The organism is Asaia astilbis JCM 15831 (genome assembly GCF_000613845.1).
In the GTDB taxonomy this organism is placed as follows: domain Bacteria; phylum Pseudomonadota; class Alphaproteobacteria; order Acetobacterales; family Acetobacteraceae; genus Asaia; species Asaia astilbis.
Genome location: NZ_BAJT01000003.1, coordinates 159,119 through 183,216, shown reverse-complemented (window position 1 = coordinate 183,216; position 24,098 = coordinate 159,119). Strand labels below are relative to the sequence as shown.

The 24,098-nt window shown below is 59.8% G+C and carries 22 protein-coding genes and 5 pseudogenes; 7 read left to right on the top strand and 20 right to left on the bottom strand.

The genetic code is table 11. The features are described from left to right. Positions 1-57 precede the first annotated feature (57 nt). The 5 genes and pseudogenes from JCM15831_RS23880 to cydD form a co-directional block, all read right to left on the bottom strand. A complete protein-coding gene (locus tag JCM15831_RS23880) occupies positions 58-855 on the bottom strand; it encodes an RQC domain-containing protein (RefSeq protein WP_373277605.1) in 798 nt (265 codons plus the stop codon). A gap of 99 nt (positions 856-954) precedes the next feature. Continuing rightward, positions 955-1,838: pseudogene (locus JCM15831_RS23875) on the bottom strand (RecQ family ATP-dependent DNA helicase); the annotation flags it as partial. 89 nt (positions 1,839-1,927) lie between these two features. Beyond that, positions 1,928-2,326, bottom strand: a complete 399-nt coding sequence (locus JCM15831_RS03530) for an OmpA family protein (RefSeq protein WP_051528282.1) — start codon at positions 2,324-2,326, stop codon at positions 1,928-1,930. Positions 2,327-2,420: 94 nt separating this feature from the next. Further along, positions 2,421-4,127: pseudogene (cydC, locus tag JCM15831_RS23870) on the bottom strand (thiol reductant ABC exporter subunit CydC). Continuing rightward, complete coding sequence (cydD, locus tag JCM15831_RS03520; protein ID WP_025822753.1) at positions 4,124-5,851, bottom strand: thiol reductant ABC exporter subunit CydD; 1,728 nt, start codon at positions 5,849-5,851, stop codon at positions 4,124-4,126. The pseudogene cydC and the gene cydD overlap by 4 nt, the downstream one beginning before the upstream one ends. 54 nt (positions 5,852-5,905) lie before the next feature. Here cydD and JCM15831_RS22345 point away from each other — a divergent pair, with 54 nt between their 5' ends. Further along, positions 5,906-6,199: a hypothetical protein gene (locus tag JCM15831_RS22345; protein WP_232227972.1), complete on the top strand. Its 294-nt coding sequence runs from the start codon at positions 5,906-5,908 to the stop codon at positions 6,197-6,199. Here JCM15831_RS22345 and JCM15831_RS20815 read toward each other — a convergent pair. The 13 genes and pseudogenes from JCM15831_RS20815 to JCM15831_RS16375 all read right to left on the bottom strand — a co-directional run bounded on the left by JCM15831_RS20815 (position 6,168) and on the right by JCM15831_RS16375 (position 19,178). Then, positions 6,168-6,380, bottom strand: a complete 213-nt coding sequence (locus JCM15831_RS20815; protein WP_232227971.1) for a hypothetical protein — start codon at positions 6,378-6,380, stop codon at positions 6,168-6,170. The two genes, JCM15831_RS22345 and JCM15831_RS20815, sit on opposite strands and share 32 nt — an antisense overlap. A 133-nt stretch (positions 6,381-6,513) precedes the next feature. Next, positions 6,514-6,974: pseudogene (locus JCM15831_RS16380) on the bottom strand (type II toxin-antitoxin system RatA family toxin). Further along, the gene (gene lipA, locus JCM15831_RS03500; protein WP_035773813.1) at positions 6,975-7,958 is read right to left on the bottom strand and encodes a lipoyl synthase; all 984 of its coding nucleotides are present in this window, start codon (positions 7,956-7,958) and stop codon (positions 6,975-6,977) included. Between the two features lie 8 nt (positions 7,959-7,966). After that, positions 7,967-9,370, bottom strand: a complete 1,404-nt coding sequence (lpdA, locus tag JCM15831_RS03495) for a dihydrolipoyl dehydrogenase (RefSeq protein WP_025822745.1) — start codon at positions 9,368-9,370, stop codon at positions 7,967-7,969. A gap of 3 nt (positions 9,371-9,373) precedes the next feature. Next, positions 9,374-10,636 carry a pyruvate dehydrogenase complex dihydrolipoamide acetyltransferase gene (locus tag JCM15831_RS03490; RefSeq protein ID WP_025822744.1) on the bottom strand — a complete coding sequence of 421 codons (1,263 nt, stop codon included), beginning with the start codon at positions 10,634-10,636 and terminating at the stop codon, positions 9,374-9,376. Positions 10,637-10,648: 12 nt separating this feature from the next. After that, complete coding sequence (locus JCM15831_RS03485; protein ID WP_025822743.1) at positions 10,649-11,995, bottom strand: pyruvate dehydrogenase complex E1 component subunit beta; 1,347 nt, start codon at positions 11,993-11,995, stop codon at positions 10,649-10,651. Between the two features lie 3 nt (positions 11,996-11,998). After that, positions 11,999-13,021, bottom strand: a complete 1,023-nt coding sequence (gene pdhA, locus JCM15831_RS03480) for a pyruvate dehydrogenase (acetyl-transferring) E1 component subunit alpha (RefSeq protein WP_025822742.1) — start codon at positions 13,019-13,021, stop codon at positions 11,999-12,001. Between the two features lie 104 nt (positions 13,022-13,125). Beyond that, positions 13,126-14,037 carry an indole-3-glycerol phosphate synthase TrpC gene (gene trpC / locus JCM15831_RS03475; protein ID WP_025822740.1) on the bottom strand — a complete coding sequence of 304 codons (912 nt, stop codon included), beginning with the start codon at positions 14,035-14,037 and terminating at the stop codon, positions 13,126-13,128. After that, complete coding sequence (gene trpD, locus JCM15831_RS03470; protein WP_025822738.1) at positions 14,034-15,152, bottom strand: anthranilate phosphoribosyltransferase; 1,119 nt, start codon at positions 15,150-15,152, stop codon at positions 14,034-14,036. The genes trpC and trpD overlap by 4 nt, the downstream gene beginning before the upstream one ends. Continuing rightward, positions 15,153-15,749 carry an anthranilate synthase component II gene (locus tag JCM15831_RS03465; RefSeq protein ID WP_025822735.1) on the bottom strand — a complete coding sequence of 199 codons (597 nt, stop codon included), beginning with the start codon at positions 15,747-15,749 and terminating at the stop codon, positions 15,153-15,155. A gap of 41 nt (positions 15,750-15,790) precedes the next feature. Further along, the gene (gene trpE, locus JCM15831_RS03460; RefSeq protein WP_025822733.1) at positions 15,791-17,263 is read right to left on the bottom strand and encodes an anthranilate synthase component I; all 1,473 of its coding nucleotides are present in this window, start codon (positions 17,261-17,263) and stop codon (positions 15,791-15,793) included. Continuing rightward, positions 17,260-17,802 (bottom strand): hypothetical protein, encoded by a 543-nt coding sequence (locus JCM15831_RS19925; RefSeq protein ID WP_051528281.1) that lies wholly within the window; start codon positions 17,800-17,802, stop codon positions 17,260-17,262. The genes trpE and JCM15831_RS19925 overlap by 4 nt, the downstream gene beginning before the upstream one ends. Further along, positions 17,799-19,178: a peptidylprolyl isomerase gene (locus tag JCM15831_RS16375; protein WP_051528280.1), complete on the bottom strand. Its 1,380-nt coding sequence runs from the start codon at positions 19,176-19,178 to the stop codon at positions 17,799-17,801. Before JCM15831_RS16375 ends, JCM15831_RS19925 begins: the two co-directional genes overlap by 4 nt. Positions 19,179-19,403: 225 nt before the next feature. Here JCM15831_RS16375 and tpiA point away from each other — a divergent pair. The 6 genes and pseudogenes from tpiA to JCM15831_RS03430 form a co-directional block, all read left to right on the top strand. Then, positions 19,404-19,931: pseudogene (gene tpiA, locus JCM15831_RS16370) on the top strand (triose-phosphate isomerase); the annotation flags it as partial. Between the two features lie 65 nt (positions 19,932-19,996). Next, positions 19,997-20,152 carry a triose-phosphate isomerase gene (locus tag JCM15831_RS23245; protein WP_306301817.1) on the top strand — a complete coding sequence of 52 codons (156 nt, stop codon included), beginning with the start codon at positions 19,997-19,999 and terminating at the stop codon, positions 20,150-20,152. Between the two features lie 34 nt (positions 20,153-20,186). Further along, a complete protein-coding gene (secG, locus tag JCM15831_RS03445) occupies positions 20,187-20,537 on the top strand; it encodes a preprotein translocase subunit SecG (RefSeq protein ID WP_025822731.1) in 351 nt (116 codons plus the stop codon). Between the two features lie 91 nt (positions 20,538-20,628). Further along, positions 20,629-22,260, top strand: a complete 1,632-nt coding sequence (locus JCM15831_RS03440; protein ID WP_025822729.1) for a CTP synthase — start codon at positions 20,629-20,631, stop codon at positions 22,258-22,260. Next, positions 22,257-23,083 (top strand): annotated as a pseudogene (gene kdsA, locus JCM15831_RS16365) (3-deoxy-8-phosphooctulonate synthase). Before JCM15831_RS03440 ends, kdsA begins: the two are co-directional and overlap by 4 nt. Next, the gene (locus JCM15831_RS03430; RefSeq protein WP_025822727.1) at positions 23,073-23,546 is read left to right on the top strand and encodes an OsmC family protein; all 474 of its coding nucleotides are present in this window, start codon (positions 23,073-23,075) and stop codon (positions 23,544-23,546) included. Before kdsA ends, JCM15831_RS03430 begins: the two are co-directional and overlap by 11 nt. Here JCM15831_RS03430 and JCM15831_RS19920 read toward each other — a convergent pair. Continuing rightward, complete coding sequence (locus JCM15831_RS19920; RefSeq protein ID WP_084490533.1) at positions 23,534-23,806, bottom strand: DUF3429 domain-containing protein; 273 nt, start codon at positions 23,804-23,806, stop codon at positions 23,534-23,536. The genes JCM15831_RS03430 and JCM15831_RS19920 overlap by 13 nt on opposite strands. Continuing rightward, positions 23,767-24,021, bottom strand: a complete 255-nt coding sequence (locus JCM15831_RS23240; RefSeq protein ID WP_051528278.1) for a DUF3429 domain-containing protein — start codon at positions 24,019-24,021, stop codon at positions 23,767-23,769. The genes JCM15831_RS19920 and JCM15831_RS23240 overlap by 40 nt, the downstream gene beginning before the upstream one ends. Between the last annotated feature and the right edge of the window lie 77 nt (positions 24,022-24,098).

The window sequence follows — 24,098 nt, the reverse complement described above, 5'->3', positions numbered from 1 at the left end:
CATACCGGGGCGACAGCACGACCGGATGGGCACGCCCCTTTTACTTAACCGGACTGTCTAAGCTTCTTCGAGCACCGCGATCACGGCATCGCCGTAACGCTTGAGCTTCGAAGCCCCGACCCCACGGATGACCGAGAGCTCTTCGACGCTCTCGGGATTTTCCCGGGCGATTTCTGTCAAAACTGCATCATGAAAAATCACGTAGGGCGGGATTTCCTGTTCACGCGCTTCGTCACGACGCCAGCGACGCAACGCCTCAAAGCGATCACGCTCGATATCGTTGAGTGAATCGACGATCGTGGATGAAGGCGCACCACGCTGGGCGCTGACGGCAGGTTTCAACGGATCGGCCCGCAGATGCAGGGTTTCTTCCCCGCGCAGGATCGGCCGGGCTGCCTCGACATCGAGACCGAGTGCACCATGTTCACCCGTCATCTTGATGGCACCTCGAGCGATCAATTGCCGGATTACACCTCGCCACCATTGCTCGGAATGGTCCTTGCCCACACCGAAGACGGTCAGATGCTGATGGGCGTGCCGCTCGATCGCCTCGGTCAGCTTGCCGCGCAACACGGTCGTCAGATGCACGGCTCCGAAACGCTGACCGGTCCGGTAGATAGCGGACAGCACTTTCTGAGCCGCCTGCGTCCCATCGAATGTTTCAGCCGGATTGCGGCAATTATCGCAATGCCCACAAGGCGCAGAAAGCGGTTCGCCAAAACAGGCCAGAAGGGCCTGAGTGCGACACCCGACCGTCTCGGTCAGCGCGATCATGCTCTCGAGCCGGGCATGCATGACCCGTTTTTCGGTATCGGGCGCAGTGGACTGTTCGAGCCAGTGTCTGGCCCGCGCCATATCCTCACCGCCATAGAGCAGCAACGTATCGGCAGGAGCGCCATCGCGCCCGGCTCGCCCGATCTGCTGGTAATAAGCCTCCGGCGACCCGGGCATATCGAGATGCACGACGCAGCGCACATCGGTCGATCAATACCCATGCCGAACGCCACGGTAGCCACGATCACCATGGGTTCACCGCTGCGAAACCGCATGAGCGTTGCATGTTTCTCCTGCGGAGAAAGACCTGCGTGAAACGGAAGCGCGTTGAAGTCGCGATCTCTGAGACTTTTGGCCATGCGCTCGGTTCGATTGCGGCTTCCGCAATAGACAATCGCCGCATCTTCGCGATGAGGCGTCAGTGCGTCCTGCACCTGCCTGGTTTCCGACCCTTTCGGAGAGGCTGCCAGGAACAGATTTGGGCGATGGAAGCTCGATGTCAGCCGCTTGGCCTCGGGCATGCCCAGAGCCTGCAGAATATCGTCCTGCGTGCGTGAATCTGCTGTGGCCGTCAGTGCGATGCGCGGCACACCCGGGAAAATGCTGGGCAGGTCGGCGAGCGCCCGATATTCGGGTCGGAACTCATGCCCCCAGGCCGAGACGCAATGGGCCTCGTCAATGGCCAGCACCGAAACCGGATTACGCGCGAGCCAGCGCGCCGTGCCGGGCGACACGAGGCGCTCAGGCGAAATATAGAGCAGATCGATGCGACCCTCGCGCAGATCGGCCCGGATCTGATCGAGGCGTTGCGGATCGAGTTCAGAATGGAGGGCCGCTGCATTGACGCCTAGCTGGCGCAAGGCCGCCACCTGATCGTCCATCAGGGCAATGAGCGGAGAGATGACGATGCCCATGCCGGAGCGACAAAGGGCAGGCACCTGATAGCAGAGGCTCTTGCCGCCGCCAGTCGGCATGATGACGAGAACGTCCTCGCCTGCCATGACCGAGGCAATGACCTCCTCCTGCTGGCCGCGAAACGACGAAAAGCCGAAGACACGATGCAAGACCGCGTCTGGGGCTTCACTGTCAGCCAGACCTGAGGGAGATAGATCGGTTTCGGTCAAAGAACAGGATGCGTCGAGAGTACGGCCAATCAGGGTGTCGACGGATCGACTTCGATGGTGACGAGACGTGACGCAACGCTTGCGTCTTCGTTGTTCTTGGGCGGATGCGCGATCTGGCTGATCTGCGCGCCACCGACACCGGCCTTGGCGAGTGCTGCAGCAACGACCTTGGCGCGCTCGACGGAGAGCAGCTCGTCAGCGGAGAGATTGGCCCCAGCGCCAGCATGGCCGATGACTTCGACAGTGCGGGCATGGGTGTCACGCGCATCGGCAGCCGCCTTGTCGATGATCGTCTGCGCCGCCAAGGAGAGCGCAGTCGAAGCGGGTCCGAAAAACACGGGGTAGCGATCACGATCAGGGCCGTTCGAGCAGGCTGCGAGGCCCGCGAGAGCACTGATCGACAAGAGCACAGGCAGACGACGCATCATAATTTCCTTCTCGAATCGCCGTGACTTCCACGGGGCCGTAATTCTGTCACTGCCGTGTGACACAGTTTCCGTCAAGCAGACGCCCGTCCCACCTTTAGAGAGGGAGCGGATGCGCCTCCCCTTTCTCCAGTCGCCAGGCACGATCGAGCGCCTCTACCCCGGTCAGGCGATGAGCGATGAGGATAACGGTTCTTCCCTGCATCGTGCGCCCGAGGGTTTCGAGAAAGGCCCGCTCGGTTGCTGAATCGAGCCCTGTCGCCGGCTCATCCAGAACCATGATCGGTGCATCCTGCAACAGCGTGCGCGCCAAAGCGATGCGACGCCCCTGACCGCCCGAGAGCCGCGCCCCGCTCTCGCCAACCCAGCTATCGAGCCCGTCGGGCAACGCGCGCACCGTTTCCGCAATCTCTGCCTTTTCCAGCGCATCCCATAAACGTGCCTCATCGATGCCTTCCTGCCCCAGAAGCAGATTGTGGCGGATCGTATCGGCAAAAAGATGGGTCGCCTGCGAGAGCCAGCCTATGCGCGCGCGCAGACTTTCAGTGTCCAGTGTCGCGATCGGATGGCCGCCAAACTCGATATTTCCCGCTTCCGGAGCCGCAACCTTGAGCAGAAGCGCGGCAAGGCTGGATTTACCCGCTCCCGAAGCCGATCAGCGCCACGTGCTCTCCGGAACGGATGGTCATCGAAAGCCCACGAAGAACAAGCGGCTGAGTATCGTTCCAACGGAAATTCACATTGCTCAACACGATGTCGCCGCCCTCAGGCGCAGCACATCCCTGCTCCCCGCTATCCCTGTCCTGATCGGCGATATCGACCACGCGACGGGCGGCTTGCCCCACCTGTCCGACAAGCACACTGGTGCGGGCCAGAGTACCGACCGACTCAAAAATCGTCCCGGTCAGAAAGACCAGCGCGACACCGGCGAGGAAACTCACACCAAGACCGGCGACATCGGCAAGCGCCAGAAGAACGAGAGCCAGCGACGCCTGACCGCAGAGAAACGACAAGCGCCGGCACCAGCCATTGCCCTTTGCTGTGCACGCTGGGCGTCATGGAGGCGTGTTTCTTCCACCCTGATCCGTTCTGCCAGACGCGCCTCTCCGGCAAAGGCGCGCGCCTCTCGCAACCCGGTTGCGAGATCGAGCGCTGCAATGCGCAAGGACGATTCTGCGTGAAGAATGGTCCCACTCCGCCGTGCCGCCTGTCGGGCGGAGACATAGGGAACGACGCAGGCAGCCAAGATGAAGAGCGCGGCCAGGCCGAGCCCAAGACGCCAGTTTTCGCGGCCAGCCACGAAAACAAGAACCGGCAGACTAACGACGATCCCCAGAACAGGCATGGCGATACGGAGATAGAGATTATCCAGAAGCTCGATATCGCCGACGAGCCGGTTCATCAGATCGCCCGCCCGCCTGAAGCCGAGGCCTGCCGCCGCCCCCCGCGCCAGATGGCTGAAAAACCAGACACGCAGAGCCGCCAGCGCCCGAAACATCGCATCATGAGCATAGAGACGCTCAGTGTAGCGCAGGATAATTCGCGCCCCGCCGAAGAAACGCAGTAGCCCGTAGGCAAGAGTCGTCCCGACAGCGAGGGCGGAGACCCCGAGCCCCGCGTTCCACATCAGGGCCAGGCCGCTTAGAAGCGCGAGCGCCGATAACAGAAGGCCAAAACCGAGCCTGCGGTAAAACGGACGCCAGACCTCAAGAATGCGCCGCAGCGCGTCCAGGCTACTCCTTGCGTCTGACGGGCTCTTGCCGTTTTGCGAGGGTGTGACACTCGTCCGAGGTGACGTGGTCATGACTGCGCCTCCTCCTGCCTATCCTGAGTTGGGCTGGTGCTCTGTTGGCTCAGAGGCAGTGTTCTGGTTCCGAATGCTTTCATCGCCGATGAATGCGCGCTCAGGATCACCGTTCGTCCTTCAACAAGAGGCCGCAGGGCATCGATAATCTCAGCCTCAGTCTGAGGATCGAGATGGGCGGTCGGCTCATCGAGCAGCAGAAGGGGCGCATCCTTGAGATAGGCGCGAGCAATGGCAACCCGCTGAGCCTGCCCTCCAGAGAGACCGAACCCACCTTCACCGATTTCCGTCTCGATCCCGTTGGGGAGATCTTTCAGAAAGCTATCGATCGCCGCCGCCTTCAACGCGTTCTGGAGCTTGGCTTCATCAGCATCCGGCTTTGCAAAAAGCACGTTGTCGCGCAGCGTGCCCGCAAAAAGGACAGGTTTTTGTCCGATCCAGGCGAGATGGTGAGCAATATCGCGCCCTCTCATCCCGGCGATATCGCGACCATTAAACGTGATCTTCCCGGCAACCGGTTTGATGAAACCCAAAAGCAATTCGATCAGGGTGGACTTCCCTGCTCCTGACGGGCCGTCCAGAACCAGAACCTCGTTCGGCCCGACAGAGACCGTAAGTTCCTTAAAGACATAGGGTGCCGCGTCATTCCAGCAGTAGGAGACATTTTCCATCGTGACCGTCACAGACCCGATCGGTGCTGTCGGGAGTGATGTCGTTTCGGTCTCCGGGAGAAAGGCGCCGTTCTGGATGCCATCCATCGCCTCAGCGGCTCCGGCTGCGTGGGCGCGATCCTGATAGGCCAGAGCCAGTCCTCTGAAAGGCGCGAAGAATTCGGGCACCAGGAAAAGCGCGAAAAGCGTCTCGGTGAAATGCGGTGCCGGGCGGATGCTTGGAAGAGAGAACGCGTCGAGGTGAACGAAGTGCCCTTGCGTCAGGACAATCAGGATGATTGCAACGACGGTCGCGATGTCGATCGCCGCTGACGAGAGAAAGGCGATGCGCAGGATCTTCATGGTGCGCCCGCGCAAATCATCCGCTGAGCGGGAGAGCGCTTCAGCTTCGCGCTCCGTTGCGTTTGACAGCACAATGGTCGCAATTCCCCTGATCCGGTCCAGGAACCGCGCCTGAAGGCGTACCATCGCGAGAAACTGGTTACGTGACGCGAGAGCGGCACCGATGCCGAACACTGCCTGAGCGACTGGGATCAGCACACCGCAAAGAGCCAGAATCAGGGCGGCGTGGGGCGCCACGACGAACACCGCGATCAACACGAAAAACGGAAAGACCATCCACGTCATCGATGCAGGCAGCCATCGGGCGAAATAGCCGTCGAGCACCTCAATACGGTCGACTAGAAGCGCGGCGATTTCTGCCGAATGCTGACGGCGCAAAAGAGCGGGCCCGATGTCGATTACCGAGCCTAGAACAGAGCGACGCAGCCGCTCACGGGCCATCATTCCAGCGCGGGAAGCCAATAATTCCTGTGCATAAAGACAAACAGCGCGGCAGAGGGACAATCCGACAAACGCCGCGATCGTTCCGCTTACCTGCGCTCCACGCGTTTGCAACAACGCGCCGATCACGGAGGCCAGGCACCAGGCCTGACCAATGCCGAGAAAGGTGTTGAGACCTCCCACGGCGACGATCGGCAGGGCTGCACGCCTGGCCGGTCCGGATTGCTGCCGGACCCAGGCCCGCACCAGTTTTTTGTCTACACCGCTCATGATCGGGGGATATAGGTAATCCGCAAAGCAAACGGTAGAGTTCTGACGTGGAGATTGCAGAAGATTAAGCATGCCTGCCCTGCCCCCGTCATACCCTGCCCCAATGTCAGCGTCCTCGATCTCCGGAAAAAACAAAACCCCGCCGCGATGCGGCAGTTCCATCGATTTCTCACCCCGGCGCCCCGAGGGACTCAGGGACGTGAGAAAAATTTTTACTGGCCCGAAGAAGCCGGCATGCTCGAGGCAGGCATCTTCATCGAAGGGTCCATCGGCATAGGTGCAGGGGCCGGTGCCGTTGCGCTGGCAGCAGGAGCCGCTACAGGCGCCGTTGCCGGAACCGGGGTCTGAGCCTGCTGAAGGTACGGGCATTGAGATCATCGGTCGCGCTTGCGCTCTTCTCAGCCTTCTTATGGGCTTCGGTCTTAGCAGCATGACCCTTGTGATGGGTGTGCGTGTGCTTGGCGAAGGCGGGGGTTGCAACAGCGAAGGTGGCAGCCATCAGGGTGGCGCCCAGTGCGGAAAACTTCATGTCTCTTCCTTCCAATACTCTCGGATCCAAAAGGTCTTCAGCGGAGCACATCAGTCCGCAGGAGAGCTCTCGACTGCGACAGAACGTAACGGAAGCTGCTCGGTTGCGGTGCTTTTTTCAAACCTACGCGTATTTAATTTTTGATCACTGCGCCCGGCTGCGTGGAAACGCCGTAGATATCGCGCGCACGCTTGATGAAGGCCGAAACCATCAATCTCACCCCTTCATTGAAAACGACCCCGATCGCATTTTGCAAAAGCCGCGACCGGAATTCAAAATCGACGAAGAAATCGACGAGGCAGCCACGCGGGTCAGGCGAGAAGGTCCAGACATTATTGAGATAACGAAAAGGACCCTTCTCGTAGCGGACACGAATGCGATCTGGCTTTTCCAGCGAGACGCGGCTGGTGAAGGTCTCACGGAATGGCCCAAATCCGACTGTCAGGTCAGCAACCAGTTCCTGCTCGGTCCGACTTTTGACAACAGCCTTCACGCACCACGGAAGAAACTGCGGATAGCCCCCACGTCGGCCACGAGATCGAAAAGCTGTTCAGGACTGTAGGCGATCAGCCGCTGCTCGGCGTGGGTGGGCATTTACTGTCTCTCCGACGGAAGCAGATCCTGCTTCAGCTTGTTTTGCCTGGCCTCTCTGAGTGCAGCAAAGTCAGAGTCGGCATGATAGGAAGAGCGTGTCAGCGGGCTTGAACTGACCTGAAGGAAGCCCTTGGCACGAGCAAGTCGCGCATATTCCTCGAATTCGTCCGGCGTGACGAATTTAGCGACCCCTGCGTGTTTCGGGGTCGGCTGGAGATATTGCCCCATGGTGATGAAATCGACATCGGCGATACGGAAATCATCCATCACCTGAGCCACTTCCATTTTCTCCTCACCCAGGCCGAGCATCAGCCCGGATTTCGTGAAAATGGATGCGTCGTAAGCCTTGACGTCGTCTAACAGACGCACTGACTGAAAATAGCGCGCGCCGGGACGAATGGTCGGATAGAGTCGCGGAACAGTCTCGATATTGTGGTTAAACACATCGGGCCTGGCCTTGACCACGACTTCGAGCGCGCCCGGCTTGCGCAGAAAATCAGGCGTCAGAATCTCGATCGTTGTTGCCGGTGAAGCTTCGCGTATTCGCGCAATCGTCTGTGCGAAATGCAACGCACCACCATCGGCAAGATCGTCTCGATCGACCGAGGTGATCACCACATGACGCAAGCCGAGCTTGGCAACAGCCTCTGCAACACGTTGGGGCTCATCCGTATCGAGCGCTTTCGGCATGCCCGTGGTGACATTGCAAAAGGAGCATGCCCGGGTGCAGATCTCGCCCATGATCATCATGGTGGCGTGGCGCTGGGACCAGCACTCACCGATATTCGGACACGCAGCCTCTTCACAGACCGTCACCAGCCTGTTGTCACGCATCAGCTTGCGCGTCTCCTGATAGACCGGACTATTCGGCGCCTTGACCCTGATCCAGTCGGGTTTGCGCTGGATCGGGTTGTCGGGCCGATTGGCCTTTTCAGGATGACGGAGCGAGCCCGTCTTTCGATGGTCGATGGTGATTCGCTGCATGGTCGTCACTAGAAGTGGAGCGCCTCACCCCATGCGGCAAGTACCGACTCATGCATCGTCTCGGAGATGGTCGGATGCGGGAACACGGTTTCCTTAAGTTCAGCCTCGGTCAACTCGGATGTCCGTGCGATGACGTAACCCTGAATCATCTCCGTCACTTCAGCACCGATCATGTGGGCACCGAGTAATTCGCCGGTTTCCGCGTCGAAAATGGTTTTGGTCAGCCCGTCAGGCTCACCCATTGCCAGTGCCTTGCCATTGGCCATGAATGGGAAGCGGCCGATCTTGAGCTTGCGCCCTGCCGCCTTGGCCTTCTCCTCCGTCAGACCGACGGACGCGACCTGCGGACGACTATAGGTGCACCCCGGAATATTGAGCGGGTGGAGCGGTTCAGGATCGTGACCTGCAATTTTCTCAACGCAGATCACACCCTCATGACTCGCCTTATGAGCCAGCCAGGGCGCGCCGGCGACGTCACCGATAGCCCAGAGACCAGGCTCGCCGGTACGACAGAACTCATCGACAATGATATGGGTTTTCTCGACTTTGACCTTGGTCTGTTCCAGACCCAGATCCTCGACATTGCCTACAATCCCGACAGCCAGAATCACCTTCTCCACGACAAGATCGGTCGTACCCGAAGCGGTTGTGATCTGCGTCGATACCGTGCCGTTCTTCTTGTTCAGCGGTCCGACCTTGGCACCTGTCAGCACCTTGATCCCCTGCTTTTCAAACGCCTTCTGCGCCATGGCGCTGATTTCGGCATCCTCGGCAATCATGATGCGATCGGCCACTTCGGCAATGGTCACTTCCGCGCCCATATTGCGATAGAAAGAGGCAAATTCCACACCAATGGCACCGGAGCCAATCACAAGCAGACGCTTCGGGAGTTCCTTGGGCACCATTGCTTCCCGATAGGTCCAGACCAGATCACCGTCCGGCTCGAGCCCCGGAAAATGACGTGCCCGAGCGCCCGTTGCCAGAATGACATCGGGTGCACCGATACGCGTTACTTCGGCGCCATCCTTACTGACAGAAACGATATGGGCCTTGCCGTCACGACCGGCCAGTTTGGCACGGCCGTCGAACACCTTGACCTTGGCCTTTTTCAGAAGGCCAGACACGCCACGCGACAACTGGCGAGAGACACCGCGCGAACGGGCTACGACCTTTTCGAGATCGAAGCTCACCTTTTCGGCGCTGAAACCGAACTCGGCCAGATTATGCAGCTGATGATTCAGTTCAGACGCGCGCAGCAATGCCTTGGTCGGAATACAGCCCCAGTTGAGGCAGATTCCGCCCAGATGGGTGCTTTCGACAACGGCGACATTCTTGCCGAGCTGTGCGGCGCGCAGGGCGGCGACATACCCGCCCGGACCGCCGCCAACGACGATCAGATCGAATTTGTCCATTGCTCAGATCACCAGACGATAAGGGTTTTGAACGATATCACGCAGGGCGTTCAGCCATTTGGCGCCCAGAGCACCATCGACGGCACGATGATCGACCGAGAGCGTTGCAGTCATGACCGTGGCAACGGCCAGCTCACCCCCGCGCACAACGGCACGTTTTTCACCTGCCGCAATGGCCAGGATACCGGCCTGCGGCGGGTTGATGATTGCCGAGAACTCGCGCACGCCGAACATGCCCATATTCGAGATTGAGAACGTTCCACCCTGAAACTCTTCGGGCTTGAGCTTGCCATCGCGGGCACGCTTGGCGAGATCGCGGGCCTCGGCACTGATTTCGCGAAGAGACTTGCGATCTGCCTGACGAATGATGGGCGTGATCAGACCGTCAGGGATCGATACCGCCATCGAGATATCGATATCAGGGAAATGAAGCGTTTCGGCTTCGGTAAACTGCACGTTCAGGCCCGGGCAGCTGCGCAGGGCAAGGGCGACAGCCTTGATCATCAGATCGTTGACCGAGATCTTGAACTGCCCTTCCCCCTCGCTTGGCGAGGCGGCATTCAGTTGGGCGCGCAAGGCCAGCAGAGCATCGAGCTCGATATCCACTGAGACATAAAAATGCGGAACGTTCTGCTTGGACTCGCTCAGACGGCGCGCGATCACCTTGCGCATGGACGAGTTGGCGACGCGTTTTGCTTCGGCCGGTGCAGTGCTTGCTGGCTCTGCCGCAACGGGCGCCGCCTTCTGGGCACCATCGACATCGCGACGCAGAATACGGCCGTTCGGGCCGGTGCCTTTCACAGACGCCAGATCGAGCCCCTTCTGCGCGGCGATACGACGCGCGAGAGGAGAGACGAAAAGTCGCTTTCCTGCCGATGATGAGTCCGCAGACCGGGACGGCTGTGCTGACGTCGCAGGCTGCACAGAGGTCGGAGCTTTTGCGGGCTCCGACTGGCTGGCCGTCTGCGGTGCGGGCGCAGCTGCCTTGGCAGGAGGCGTGTCGCTCAGCTCAGGGAGCGCCTCGCCTTCTTCGACCAGAATGGCAATCGGGGAGTTCACTTTGACTCCTTCGGTCCCTTCCGGGACGACGATCCGTCCCAGAATTCCCTCATCGACAGCTTCGACTTCCATCGTCGCCTTGTCGGTCTCGATCTCAGCAATCAGATCGCCTGATCTGACCTTGTCGCCTTCTTTCTTCAGCCAACGCGACACGGTACCTTCGGTCATCGTCGGAGAGAGCGCGGGCATCAGGATATTGGTAGCCATGGTCGCAGCCCCTCAGAACAGTTTGCGAACCGCGTCCACTACCCAGTCAGGCTGCGGAAGCGCATGTTTTTCGAGATTGGCGGCATAAGGCAGCGGAATATCGAGACCGCTGACACGAACAGGCGGTGCATCGAGATAATCGAACGCCTCTTCACAGGCGATGGTGCAGATCTCGGCGCCGATGCCGGCCACAGGCCAGCCCTCTTCAACCGAGACGATGCGGCTCGTCTTCTTCACGCTGTTGATGATCGTTTCCGTGTCCAGCGGACGGAGCGTGCGCAGATTGATGACTTCCGCATCGATCCCCTGCTCCGCCAGCTTCTCAGCGGCTTCGAGTGCCACACCGACCATGATGGAGAAGGCCACGAGCGTGACATCCTTGCCTTCACGTTCGATCTTCGCCTTGCCGATCGGCAGGATGAAGTCTTCATCGACCGGGCATGGGAATTTCTGGCCGTAAAGGATCTCGTTTTCGAGCACGATGACCGGGTTCGGGTCACGAATGGCTGCGCGCAGCAGGCCCTTGGCGTCTTCAGACGACCACGGAGCCACAACTTTCAGACCCGGAATATGAGCATACCAGCTGGCATAGCACTGCGAATGCTGGGCACCGACGCGGGCGGCAGCTCCGTTCGGCCCGCGGAACACGATCGGACAACCCATCTGGCCACCAGACATGTAAAGCGTCTTGGCCGCCGAATTGATGATGTGATCGATCGCCTGCATCGCGAAATTCATGGTCATGAACTCGACGATCGGCTTGAGGCCTGTAAGGGCAGCACCGACAGCCATACCGGCGAAGCCATGCTCCGTGATCGGCGTATCGATGATCCGTCGTTCCCCGAACTCGTCGAGCAGACCCTGACTGACCTTGTAAGCGCCCTGATACTGGGCAACTTCCTCACCCAGCAGGAACACGTCGTCATCGCGACGCAGTTCGGCGGCCATGGCATCACGCAGCGCCTCGCGCACGGTGATAACGGACGTCTCTCCCCATTCCTTGTCTGGCGTTGCCACCAGATCTTTCGGCTTCTGGGGCGCCTTTTCCTCGACCGCGAGCTGCGCTGGTTCTGTCTGGGCAGCTGCCGGACCATTTTCAAGCGCGGAGATGTCTTCACCCTCTTCTGCGATGATCGCAATCTGGGTGTTCACAGCCACGTTTTCCGAGCCTTCCGGCACCAGAATCTTGGCGAGGATACCGCTATCGACGGCTTCGACTTCCATCGTTGCCTTGTCGGTCTCGATTTCTGCAATCACGTCGCCAGAGTTGATCTTGTCACCTTGCTTGCGCGTCCATTTGGTCAGCGTGCCTTCGGTCATGGTAGGCGAAAGCGCCGGCATAAGAACAGGAGCGGCCATAGCTTACGCCTCCACCAGAATATCGGTCCAAAGTTCAGAAAGATCGGGCTCGGGGCTGTTCTGGGCGAACTCGGCAGCGTCGTTGACGATCTGCTTTACCTCGACATCGATCTCCTTGAACGCTTCATCGCTCGTCCCCTTTTCGGAGAGAAGCTTGTGCAGCGCCTCGATCGGGTCACGCGTACGGCGCATTTCCTCGACTTCCGAACGGTCGCGATAACGCGCCGGGTCGGACATCGAGTGACCACGATAGCGATAGGTTTCCATCTCGAGCAGAAACGGTCCCTTGCCTGCGCGGCAATGAGCCACAGCCTTCTGCGCGGCCTCATGAACGGCAAAGAGATCCATCCCGTCGACCTTGAGGCCCGGAATTTTCCAGGGGGCGCCAATCTGCGAGAGATCATGGGCCGCAGCGCTGGAGCGCTCGACACTTGTGCCCATGCCGTAGCGGTTGTTCTCGATCACATAGATGCAGGGCAGCTTGTTCAGGGCGGCGAGATTGAAGCTCTCATAAACCTGCCCCTGCTGAGCTGCGCCTTCGCCGAAATAGGCGACGCCAACCTCGTCGGTCCCACGATATTTATTGGCGAAGGCAAGGCCCGTACCAATGGCGACCTGCGCGCCGACGATACCATGACCGCCGTAGAAGTTTTTCTCCCGCGAAAACATGTGCATCGAGCCGCCCTTGCCGTGCGAATAACCGTCCTTGCGTCCGGTCAGCTCGGCCATCACGCCGCCCGGGCTCATGCCCATCATCAGCATATGTGCATGATCGCGATAGGAGGTAACGATCTTGTCGCCCGGCTTCATCGCCAGCGACATGCCGACGATCACAGCTTCCTGCCCGATATAGAGATGGCAGAAGCCACCGATCAGACCCATGCCGTAGAGCTGTCCGGCCTTTTCCTCGAAACGACGCAGCAAAAGCATATCGCGATATGCCGTGCGAACGGTCTCCAGAGGCAGGGTCGGTCCGTTATGATCCGCGAGCGGCTGGGCCGCCCCTTTATGGGCTTTGCCGGACATGCTGAATATCTCCTGAGCCAGACAGTTGCGACACGCGCTTTTCAGGGACCGGTATTTATCAGTCCCGCCGCGCAAGTCCACAACCCAAGCGATGAATAAGTGTGTTAGAGCGTCCCGAGGAGACGGCGGGCCGCATGGCCCGGATCGTCTTCCCGCAAGAGACTCTCACCGACGAGGATGCCACTGGCACCGACTTCGCCAACCCGTTTCACATCTTCGAGCGTGCGAATTCCGCTCTCCGAAACCAGAATACGGTCGGGCGGAACCAGAGGGGCGAGTCTGACCGTTGTGTCCAGATCGATCGTCAGGCTTCGCAGGTTGCGGTTATTGATCCCGATCAGCGAGGTGTTGAGTGCAAGCGCCCGGTTGAGCTCTGCCTCGTCATGCACCTCAACCAGAACATCGAGGTCGAGACCACGCGCCAGCGCGATCAGATCCGAGGCCTCCGCATCGCTCAGGGCAGACAGAATAAGCAGAATGCAATCTGCACCGATCAATCGACTTTCGTGAACCTGCCACGGCTCGAGGATGAAATCCTTGCGCAGGATCGGCAGCGGGCAGGCTTCCTTGACCGCCTTCAGATCCTCGATCGACCCGTGGAAGCATGAGCCTTCCGTCAGGATCGACAGGCAGATGGCGCCAGCTTCCTCATAGGATTTGGCAATCGCCACCGGATCGTAATCCGGACGGAGAATACCGGCCGAGGGGGATGCCTTTTTAATCTCTGCGATGAGGCCGACACGCTGATCGGCGGCCATCTGCTTGAGAGCCTGCCCGAACCCGCGCGTCGGCACGTTCACCTCACGAGCACGCGCGGTGATCTCCTTAAGCGGCATCAGCAGAGCGCGCTGTTCCACATCGATACGGGTGCGAGCACAGATCCGTGCCAGCACGTCCGGCATGTCACGCCCCGACAGAGGAAGAGACGTCTCCTCCTGCACGATCGTGCCGGGCACCTGCACATCGGGAAACCCCTCAGGCGTGTCGTGAGTCGGACTGGACGAGTGATCTGTCATGAAAGTCCTGATGTCTGGATCAATGTGGAAGAGTGAGCCGTTTCGGCCAGTCGATTGACGCCCTGCTGAGCGCGAACAAGGGCCGAGAGCGCGAGGCCGTTATCGATTACCTCAGCCGCTCTCTCGATATTTCTCTGAAGAAGAATGGGCATGATCGCGCCATTTTCAAGAATGCCTGAGCGCCCGCTCACATGCAGGGCAACCGCCGCATTGAGCAGAACCGTCTCACGGTAAGCGCCGCCCTGGCCGGAAAGCAGGTCGGACAGCTGCGCCGCATTATGGGAGGAATTACCGCCCGCAATGGCTGAAATGGGTCGACGCTGCAGACCTGCCATTTCAGGAGTCAGAACGAGCTCGAGGAACCGCCCGTCATCCCAGGCACGGATATGGGACACACCGGCGAGCGTGATTTCATCGCTTCCGCCGAGATCCGTCTCGCCATGCACCGCCCAGACGCGCTCGCTACCGAGCGAGGCCAGCGTCTCGACGACCGGGCGCAGCCACCGTGCGTCGTAAAGACCCACCATCTGGCGTCGGACCTGTGCCGGGTTACAGAGCGGACCGATAAGATTGAAAAGCGTTCGAAATCCCAGCGACGTACGAACCGGAGCCGCAAAGCGCATGGCCGGATGATGCAAGGGCGCCGCAAGAAACGCCAGATTGTCTTCGGTCAGACGTCGGGCCTGCTCATCAAGATCGTCACAAGGGGCGATGCCGAGCGCCATCAGCGTGTCCGTTGCCCCGGACCGGGATGAGAGAGCACGATTGCCATGCTTGGCAACAGGCACGTCCAGACCTGCCAGCACAAAGGCAACAGCTGTCGAGACATTCAATGTCCCGAGACCATCGCCCCCGGTACCGCAGACGTCCATCGCGTCAGCCGGCGCAAAGGGCAGTGTGGTCATGCAGGCCCGAACGGCGCGCACGGCACCGGTCAGCTCGTCAACCGTCTCGCCACGTACTCTCAATGCCATCAGGATGGCAGCGAGTTGCTCGGACGGAACCTGCCCCTGCATTACGAGGGTAAAAAGTGCCTCTGTCTCACTGTCAGACAGAACATGGCCTTCCGCCAGCTGACGAAGCGCCTTCGTCAAACGGCCCGTATGCGTGTCCATTCAGGCAACTTGCGTTTTCTGGCGCGCATCGCGTGCAATGCTGAGGAAATTGGCCAACATACGCTGGCCATCGGCGGAAGCGATGCTCTCGGGATGAAACTGCACCCCGTGTACCGGCAGCGTTCGATGATGGACGCCCATCACAACCCCGTCACTCGAGCGCGCATTGACAATCAGGGAGTCCGGAATCGTCTTAGGGGCGAGAGTCAGACTATGATAACGCGTCGCCTGTGACGGACTCGAAAGCCCGTGGAAAACACCCGTGCCATCATGCTCGATCGCATCGACCTTGCCATGCATCGGCTTCGGCGCGCGCACGACGCTCGCACCGAAAACCTGACCGATCGCCTGATGCCCAAGGCAGACGCCCAGCACAGGAATGCGCGGTGCGGCTGCCTCGATCAGCGCACAGCAGATCCCGGCTTCGTTGGGTGAGCAGGGCCCCGGGGAAATCACAATGGCTTCCGGATTGAGGTCAAGCGCCGCCTGCACGCTCAGCGCATCGTTACGCCAGACGTCACAGCTTTCACCCAGCGCCCCGAAATGATGGACGAGATTGAAGGTAAAACTGTCGTAGTTGTCGATCAGCAATATCATGGCACTAAGATGGCGCTGTCTCTGATGAACGTCAAATTCGATTACACTCCGCCACAGTCACTGGCCTGCTGCACGGCGAGTTCGGCGGCACGGAAAATGGCGCGCGATTTGTGCCGCGTCTCCATCTCCTCACTGACAGGGTCACTGTCAGCCACAACGCCACATCCAGCCTGCACATACATACGGTCCTTGTGCAGGATCGCCATACGCAGCCCGATGCAGGTATCCATATCGCCATCGGCGCCAATGTAACCTATGCAGCCGGAATATGGGCCGCGACGGGTCACTTCCAGCTCATCGATGATTTCCATCGCCCGAATTTTCGGCGCGCCTGTCAGCGTTCCTGCCGGAAAGGCAGCGGACAGAGCATCCAAAGCATCGTACTGCGGCTGAATGAGCCCCTGCACTGTCGAAGAGATATGCATCACGTGGCTGTAACGCTCGACCACGAAGGAAGCGGGCACAGTCACGGATCCTGTCTGGGCAACGCGCCCGACATCGTTGCGACCGAGATCGATCAGCATCAGATGCTCGGCACGCTCCTTCTGATCGGCCAGCAGCTCGGCCTCAAGGCGTTCATCCTCATCACGATCCGCGCCTCTCGGACGAGTGCCTGCAAGAGGTCGCACGGTCACCGCGCCATCGCGCAGTCGGACAAGAATTTCGGGGGACGATCCAACCAGCGAGAACCCGTCCATTTCGACCAGAAACAAGAACGGGGCAGGATTGACACGGCGCAAGGAGCGATAAAGCGCCAGAGGCGGCAGCGGGAACGCGGTCTCGAAACGCTGACTTGGGACGATCTGAAAGGCGTCGCCCGCAGCGATATAATCCTGCGCCTTCCTGACCCGATCCATGAAGGCATCCGGGGTGAACGTCGAAACAGGGGCAGCAAGCTGCGTCCCTTGCGGCAGCGACGCGGGCAGCTCGAGAGGTGCAGAGACAAGCGCTTTGCGAGCGCGCTCCAGCAGCAGCTGAGCAGCTTCTTCCGTCATACCGTTTTCGCGTACAGGCACAGCTAGATAGAGCTCGTCTCTGACCGAGTCGAATACGGCAAACAGGCTTGGACGCATCATGACGCCATCGGGGAGATGCAGATCATCCGGCGGCGCGTCTGGCAGGACCTCCATCTGGCGGACCATGTCATAACCGAGATAGCCGAAGACACCACCGATCATCGTCGGCAGCCCCTCGGGCAGCGCGGCCCGACTTGTCTCGATCAGAGCCCGCAGCGAGTGCAGAGGCTTCTCGGCGACTTCCTCGAACTGTGAACCAGACTCAAAAGGCGCATGATTGATCGAGGCCACACCGTGAGCGCAGCGCCATACCAGATCAGGCAAAAGGGCGATGACGGAATAACGCCCCCGTGTCGCGCCCCCCTCGACACTCTCGAAGAGGAGACGATAGGGGCGACCCTTCTCATGCTCGGGAACGAGAGAAGAAAGCTTCATGAAGGCTGAAACCGGCGTCAGAAGGTCGGCGGCCTCGATGCTGTAGACGAAGCGTGTCGTCATGGCTGCCCTGCCGCCGCATTCAGAACCTGCTGCAGGACAGGCATGTTCGGAACAGGCTTGATCTGGTTTTCGAGACTATGAACGAAGACCGTCGGCACGTCGGACTGAACCGTCTCCTGCAGCTGGTTCTGCATCGAGGCACGAAGCGCCTTCGTGCTTTTGGCAGACGCAGCCTGTGTGCCGGTCACCGTAAAGACATAGAGCGTATCGCCGACAGCAAGCATTCCGGTCTTGCCGGGAGCTGTCGCAAACACCGCGGACAGAAGAGCCGCAGGCAGACCCGCATTCTGCATTCTGGAGAGAGGCAGATCTTTCTGCATTGCAGCTGCGTCAGTCGTGCCCGCGACAGCCTTCTCGAGTCCGCCTGAACGACGCGCCGCCAGCATGATCGTGGTCGCACGTTCATCAGCCATGTGAAGCTGCTGCGCCTTGAGCCAGTCATGGCCAACCTGTTCGCGCACGACCTCGTAAGGCTTCACATGACCGGGCTCGATCTGATCGACGACCACGGCAAAGGCACTTCCCTGCGGCCCGTTCACCAGAGAGGCTTGTCGCCCTTCTTCTGTTCGAACACACGCGCGATGATGGCCTTGCGTGTGGCCTCATCGCCCGGCAGGGGCGCCATTTCGCCGTCCTTGGTCAGGCCCTGCTCATCGAGCGATCCCTGAGCCGGCACAGCGCCCAGATCGGTCGGGATTTGCTCAAGGTCAGCACTGCCGGCAATCGCATCCTGAAGGCTGGCGAAACGCTGCGCAAAGAGTTGCGGCGCTTGCGACCGGGCGATTTCGTCACGAATCTCGGCTTTGGCGTGCTCGAAATCGGTCTTATGCGGGGCGGCAATGGCCGCCACCCTGAAGACGATCCAGCCCGTCGGGCTCTCAATTGGCCCCTGCACCGCGTTCTCCGGAGCCGAGAAAGCTGCCTTAGCCAGCTCCGGGCTGGGAATATCAGCTTGTCGGGCATGGGGGAACGAAACAGAGGCCGCCGAGGGGTCTGCTTTCTGGATGCTGGCCCAATCGGAATTGGCTTTCCAGGCCGTGACAATCGCCTCAGCCGCAACGCGGTTCGGGAGAGTCAGAACTTCGATATCGCGCGTTTCCGGGACATTATATTTAGCATTCTCGAACTCATAGTAGCGCTTGAGCTGCTCATCCGGCACGGTCAGGCTGTGCGCAACACTGTCAACCGACAGCAGAATGATCTTCGCATGGCGATACTCGGCCGAACGGTACTGCGAGGAATGATTGTCGTAATAGCGGCGCAACTGGGCTTCTTCAGCCGCGGCCGGGACGGCCATGCTGCCACTGTCGAGACGCAGCAGATCAGTTTTGTACTGACGCGTATTGAAAGCCAGCAGCTGATCGAGAACGGAATTTGGCACGACCATCGTTTTTCCAAGTCCGTCGAGCAGGCCGCGAGCGCCGATATCGTCTCGCACCGATTCAAGCAGGGTGCGTTCCTGAAGGCCGAGTTTTTTCAGCCGTTCGTCGAAGAGCTTGCGGTCGAAGCGTCCATCCGTTCCCTGAAAAGCGCGATAGCTGAAGACTTCCTTGCGAACCAGAGCATCCGGAACCTTCATTCCGTTGCGATCAGCAAGAGCCAGCGCTTCGTTCTGGGCCAGAAGACTTTGCAGAACACCCTGCGCAACTTCGCGACGCACATTGGGGGGCAGCTGGGACGGATCACTCACGCCCATCTGCTGCGCAGCGGCAGGGAAACGATTGCGAATGCCACGATCGAGGTCAGAAGCCGTGATCCGACGTGAGCCGATGGTGACGACCGTGTCGGCCTGCGAGCCATTATAGCTCCCGACCACGTCACCGACGCCCCACCCCACAAAAGCGAGAAAAATGAGGAGAGCGATGAGACGCCCGATCCAGGAATCGACAACAAGATGCCGCAAAGTCGAAATCATACGCGCTACAGATCCGCAATTCGCCAAGGATTGAAGCGCAGGACCATACTGCCAGACACTCTCCTTGACCAGACGGCGCCCAAAACGCCCCGCCTTGTGTGAGGCTGTGTCACATCAGATGTGACACAGCTGACAAGAAGATGATGTATTTTGTTGAGAAATGGTCTGTTCCGGTCCCGAAGACCTGCGCTAAGCAGGCTGATCGCCCGGGATGGAGAGAGCACGATGCGCCAGATGATCATAGGCAACTGGAAAATGCATGGGCTGCACGAACAAGGGAATGATCTTGCCACCGGGATTGCCGGCGCAATTGCCCCGATTGTGGCTGAACGCGAGATTATAATCGCCCCGCCCTTCACGCTCATCGGCGCTTTGGCATCTCTTTTGCGCGCTCACGACATCGGCCTGGGTGCTCAGGATTGTCATGCAGAGTCCGAGGGGGCCTTCACGGGCGATATTGCCGCACCCATGCTTGCGGATCTTGGGGTAACCCATGTCATCCTGGGGCATTCCGAACGACGCGAACATCACCATGAGACAAATGAGCTCGTGAGACGCAAAGTTCGCGCTGCTTGCGAGCACGGACTATGCCCGGTCGTCTGCGTGGGCGAAACCGCGCAGCAACAGGAAGACGGTGTGGCGGAGACGTGGCTGACCGAGCAGATCACCGAGTGCCTCCCCCCCGACTTCAACGGTGTCGTTGCGTATGAGCCGATCTGGGCGATCGGCACAGGCAAGGCCGCCACGCGCGAAGACATTCAGTCGCGCCTCTCCTTCCTGCATGAGGTTCTGCACCGCCATCTGGAAACGGATGACAAATCGACCGGGTCCTGTATGGCGGCTCAGTCAAGCCCGAAGATGCCGCGTCCATCCTCGCTGTTCCCGGTGTGGGGGGCGTGCTCGTCGGCGGGGCCAGCTTGTCTGCCGGATCGTTTCTCGGCATCGCAAAGGCTGGTCTTTCGCTGACTTCCTGACGGCATTTTTATCGTGATTACCTGAAAGCCGGACATGACCACGCTGCTGCTCGTTCTCAACTTCTTCGTGACCATAGCCCTGATCGGCGTCATTCTCATTCAGCGCAGTGAAGGTGGTGGCCTCGGCATCGGAAGCAGCCAGGGCATGGGGTCCTTCATGACCGGGCGCGGCACGGCCAATCTCCTGACACGCTCGACATCCATCCTCGCTGGCGTGTTCATGATTCTTTGCCTGCTTCTTGCCGTGCTGAACCGTGGCGCCTCGACCCATTCTGGCAGCGACATTCTTGCCCAGCCCGCCCCGGCATCGTCTTCACAGACGACCCCTGCCCCGGCCGCACCGACCTCGCCCCAGCAGGTACCGGCGACGCCAGCGAAGCAGTAAGGTCACAAACTCAAAAATTATGCCGTCAGAACCCTTCTGACGGCATTCTTCTCGTTCCCTCAGAGCGCGAACCGGTGTAGGAGAGCCGTCCATGACTCGGTTCGTATTCATCACCGGCGGCGTGGTTTCTTCTCTCGGCAAGGGCATAGCGTCTGCTGCCCTTGCGGCTCTCCTCCAGGCGCGCGGCTACAAAGTCCGCATGCGCAAGCTGGATCCCTATCTCAATGTCGATCCGGGGACCATGAGCCCCTATCAGCATGGCGAAGTGTTCGTTACCGATGACGGAGCCGAGACTGATCTCGATCTCGGTCATTACGAACGTTTCACAGGGGTTCATGCCCGCAAGGCAGATAACGCTACGACAGGACGTATCTACTCTGACGTGATCGCCAGGGAACGTCGTGGCGATTATCTCGGCGCGACCGTTCAGGTTATTCCGCACATCACAGACGCAATCAAGGAAGCCGTTGTCGCAGGCACGGATGGCTATGATTTCGTTCTGGTGGAAATCGGCGGCACAGTCGGCGACATCGAGAGCCTTCCTTTCCTTGAGTCGATCCGCCAGCTCCGCAACGATCTCGGCCATGCCGACACAATGTGCGTGCACCTCACCCTGCTTCCGTACATCCCGGCTGCTGGCGAACTGAAGACAAAACCTACCCAGCATTCCGTCAAGGAACTGCAGAATGTCGGCATCCAGCCGCAGATGCTTATCTGCCGCTCGGATCGGGAAATCCCGACCAACGAACGCCGCAAGATAGCAAGCTTCTGCAATGTCAGGCCGGAAGCGGTCATCGCCGCTCTGGATGTCGATACGATCTATGCCTGCCCGATCTCCTATCATCGGGAAGGCATGGACAATGAGGTTCTGCGCTATTTCGGTCTTCCGATCGACGGCGAACCCGATCTGAGCCGCTGGATCAAGATCGTCGAGACGCTGCGTCACCCCGATGGCGAAGTCCGCATTGCCGTTGTGGGCAAATACACGGCACTTCTCGACAGCTATAAATCACTCATCGAAGCCCTGCTTCATGGCGGCATCGCCAATCGTGTCAAAGTGCGACTCGAATGGGTTGAATCCGAAACCTTCGAGAAGAACCCGGAATCGCTCTCCGTCCTCGGTCGCGTCGATGGCATTCTGGTGCCTGGCGGCTTTGGCGAACGTGGCTCCGAAGGCAAGATCGAAGCCGTCCGCTATGCACGCGAGAACGGCGTTCCCTTCCTTGGGATCTGCTTTGGCATGCAGATGGCCGTCATTGAGTGCGCCCGCTCCCTCGCTGGGCTTGCAGAAGCCTCCTCGACGGAATTCGGCCCTACGGATGAACCTCTGGTCGGGCTCATGACCGAGTGGGCTCGCGGCAACGAGATGCTGCGCCGCCGCGAGCACGGCGAAATGGGTGGTACGATGCGTCTGGGCGCCTACCCGGCCAAGCTCAAGCCAGGCTCACGTGCTGCCGAAACCTACGGCACGACTGAAGTGCGGGAGCGCCATCGCCACCGCTACGAGGTCAACGTGCATTACCGCCAGAAACTCGAGGCGACAGGGCTCGTCTTTTCGGGAATGTCACCTGATGACGTACTGCCGGAAGTGGTGGAATATCCGGACCATCCCTGGTTCATCGGCGTGCAGTATCATCCTGAATACATGTCCAAGCCGTTCGCACCGCATCCGCTCTTCGCCGGCTTTATCGAGGCCGCTGTCAAGAAAGCGCGCCTCGCATGACCGATATCCGTCTCGGCTCTCTCACCATCGGCAATCGCCAGAGCTTCACGTTGATTGCCGGCCCCTGCCAGATCGAATCCCGCGCTCACGCGCGTGAGATGGCCGCTGGCCTCTCCGAGATCTGCACCGCGCTCGGAATCGGGTGGATCTACAAAAGCTCCTTCGACAAGGCCAACCGTACCTCGCTCAAGGCAGAGCGCGGCATTGGGCTTGCTGAGGGCCTCGATATTCTCGCGGGCATCCGTGAGGAATTCGGCTGCCCCGTTCTGACGGACGTGCACAGCGCCGAGCAGTGCAAGCCGGCAGCCGAGGCCGTGGATGTCCTGCAGATCCCGGCTTTTCTCTGCCGTCAGACAGATCTTCTTCTTGCCGCAGGCGAAACAGGTCGCGCGATCAATGTCAAAAAGGGACAGTTTCTGGCTCCTTGGGACATGGCCAATGTCGCCGCCAAGATCGCGTCCACGGGCAATGAGCAGATCATGCTCTGCGACCGGGGGACGAGCTTTGGATACAACACCCTTGTCAGCGACATGCGCGGCCTGCCGATCATGGCAGCCACCGGCTATCCGGTCTCTTCGACGCTACCCATTCGGTGCAGCAGCCCGGCGGTCTCGGTGGCGCTTCAGGCGGACAGCGCGAATTCGTCCCCCCCCTCGCGCGCGCTGCCATCGCCATCGGTGTTGCGGCTCTCTTTATCGAGACGCATGAGGACCCGGATCGCGCGCCCAGCGATGGGCCGAATATGGTGCCTCTAACGCAAATGCGCGATCTGCTCAAAACGCTTCAGGCTTTCGATAAGCTCGCAAAAACCGATGGGGTCTAAGCGTCACGTCTATTCTGTCCGTACTGAGTGGACAGGCAATCACGGGCTAGGAACACGCTCCTGGCATGTCTACGGGCGCAATCATGATATTGCTGCCGAGGGCAAGCCAGTCATCCACGGTTCTGCCGATCCGAGCTTTCACGGCGATCCGACGGGCTGGAACCCTGGCGAATTGCTGCTCGCCTCCCTCAGCGCCTGTCACAAGCTTTGGTATCTCGGGCTTTGTGCTGGCGCTGGCATCGTCGTGACAGCGTATGAAGACAATGCCGAAGCTGTCATGCTTGAATCGCCGCAAGGCGATGGCGAATTCGAGAGCGCGGTTTTGCGCCCCCTCATCACCCTCGCCAGTGGCAGCTCACTCTCCAGAGCCGAAGCACTTCATGAACAGGCTCACGCCCATTGCTTCATTGCACGCTCGGTCAATTTTCCGGTGATCTGCGAGCCTGTTTTTCAGATCGTGTAAGGCTGGAGCGGCGCGCTCAGGCATGCCGCCAGACTCAGAACGACGATAACGGTCAACAGGGCGCGAAACGGAAAATATCCAGCCGGCAACGCCCCTTTTCGATAGGCTGCACGCTCGACAAGGAGCACGAGCGCGAAGCCGATCATTTCCATCAATATGCCTCCACGCGGTGCCCAGACCACGCCCGCATAAACCGCGATCCAGCTCCAGAGCGCGGGGATCACACCGAGGACCAGACGCCGACGGTTGAGCGCGCCCATGCCTGGGCGGGAACGATGGCAGGCTGCTCCAGCGCCAGTCCCCAATGGACAGCGCCAAGGAAGGACAGAATGCAGCCGCCATAGACAAGCATGGCGACGCCGATATGCGTGATTGGCCCGATGCTCCCCCAGAAAAGAGCAGCCATAGCGAGGCCTATAAAGGGTACCAAACCGGCAATCCCAAGAAAAATGGCAAGCGGTGTCAGGGGTCTCACGGAATATCCATCCTCATTTCACAATACGCCAGTTGACAGCGTCGGTGTCTCGACGCCTTGTGATGCCCGAAGTTCGA

Excerpts from the sequence above, each read along its gene's own strand:
- lipA (WP_035773813.1), bottom strand. The coding sequence starts at position 7,958 with ATGCAGCGAATCACCATCGACCATCGAAAGACGGGCTCGCTCCGTCAT.
- trpC (WP_025822740.1), bottom strand. The coding sequence starts at position 14,037 with ATGACAGATCACTCGTCCAGTCCGACTCACGACACGCCTGAGGGGTTT.
- JCM15831_RS03530 (WP_051528282.1), bottom strand. The coding sequence starts at position 2,326 with ATGATGCGTCGTCTGCCTGTGCTCTTGTCGATCAGTGCTCTCGCGGGC.
- JCM15831_RS16375 (WP_051528280.1), bottom strand. The coding sequence starts at position 19,178 with ATGATTTCGACTTTGCGGCATCTTGTTGTCGATTCCTGGATCGGGCGT.
- cydD (WP_025822753.1), bottom strand. The coding sequence starts at position 5,851 with ATGAGCGGTGTAGACAAAAAACTGGTGCGGGCCTGGGTCCGGCAGCAA.
- JCM15831_RS03430 (WP_025822727.1), top strand. The coding sequence starts at position 23,073 with ATGGGGTCTAAGCGTCACGTCTATTCTGTCCGTACTGAGTGGACAGGC.
- trpE (WP_025822733.1), bottom strand. The coding sequence starts at position 17,263 with ATGACGACACGCTTCGTCTACAGCATCGAGGCCGCCGACCTTCTGACG.
- JCM15831_RS03485 (WP_025822743.1), bottom strand. The coding sequence starts at position 11,995 with ATGGCCGCTCCTGTTCTTATGCCGGCGCTTTCGCCTACCATGACCGAA.
- trpD (WP_025822738.1), bottom strand. The coding sequence starts at position 15,152 with ATGGACACGCATACGGGCCGTTTGACGAAGGCGCTTCGTCAGCTGGCG.
- JCM15831_RS23880 (WP_373277605.1), bottom strand. The coding sequence starts at position 855 with ATGGCGCGGGCCAGACACTGGCTCGAACAGTCCACTGCGCCCGATACC.
- pdhA (WP_025822742.1), bottom strand. The coding sequence starts at position 13,021 with ATGTCCGGCAAAGCCCATAAAGGGGCGGCCCAGCCGCTCGCGGATCAT.
- JCM15831_RS03440 (WP_025822729.1), top strand. The coding sequence starts at position 20,629 with ATGACTCGGTTCGTATTCATCACCGGCGGCGTGGTTTCTTCTCTCGGC.
- lpdA (WP_025822745.1), bottom strand. The coding sequence starts at position 9,370 with ATGGACAAATTCGATCTGATCGTCGTTGGCGGCGGTCCGGGCGGGTAT.
- secG (WP_025822731.1), top strand. The coding sequence starts at position 20,187 with ATGACCACGCTGCTGCTCGTTCTCAACTTCTTCGTGACCATAGCCCTG.
- JCM15831_RS03465 (WP_025822735.1), bottom strand. The coding sequence starts at position 15,749 with ATGATATTGCTGATCGACAACTACGACAGTTTTACCTTCAATCTCGTC.
- JCM15831_RS19920 (WP_084490533.1), bottom strand. The coding sequence starts at position 23,806 with ATGGGCGCGCTCAACCGTCGGCGTCTGGTCCTCGGTGTGATCCCCGCG.
- JCM15831_RS03490 (WP_025822744.1), bottom strand. The coding sequence starts at position 10,636 with ATGGCTACCAATATCCTGATGCCCGCGCTCTCTCCGACGATGACCGAA.
- JCM15831_RS20815 (WP_232227971.1), bottom strand. The coding sequence starts at position 6,380 with ATGAAGTTTTCCGCACTGGGCGCCACCCTGATGGCTGCCACCTTCGCT.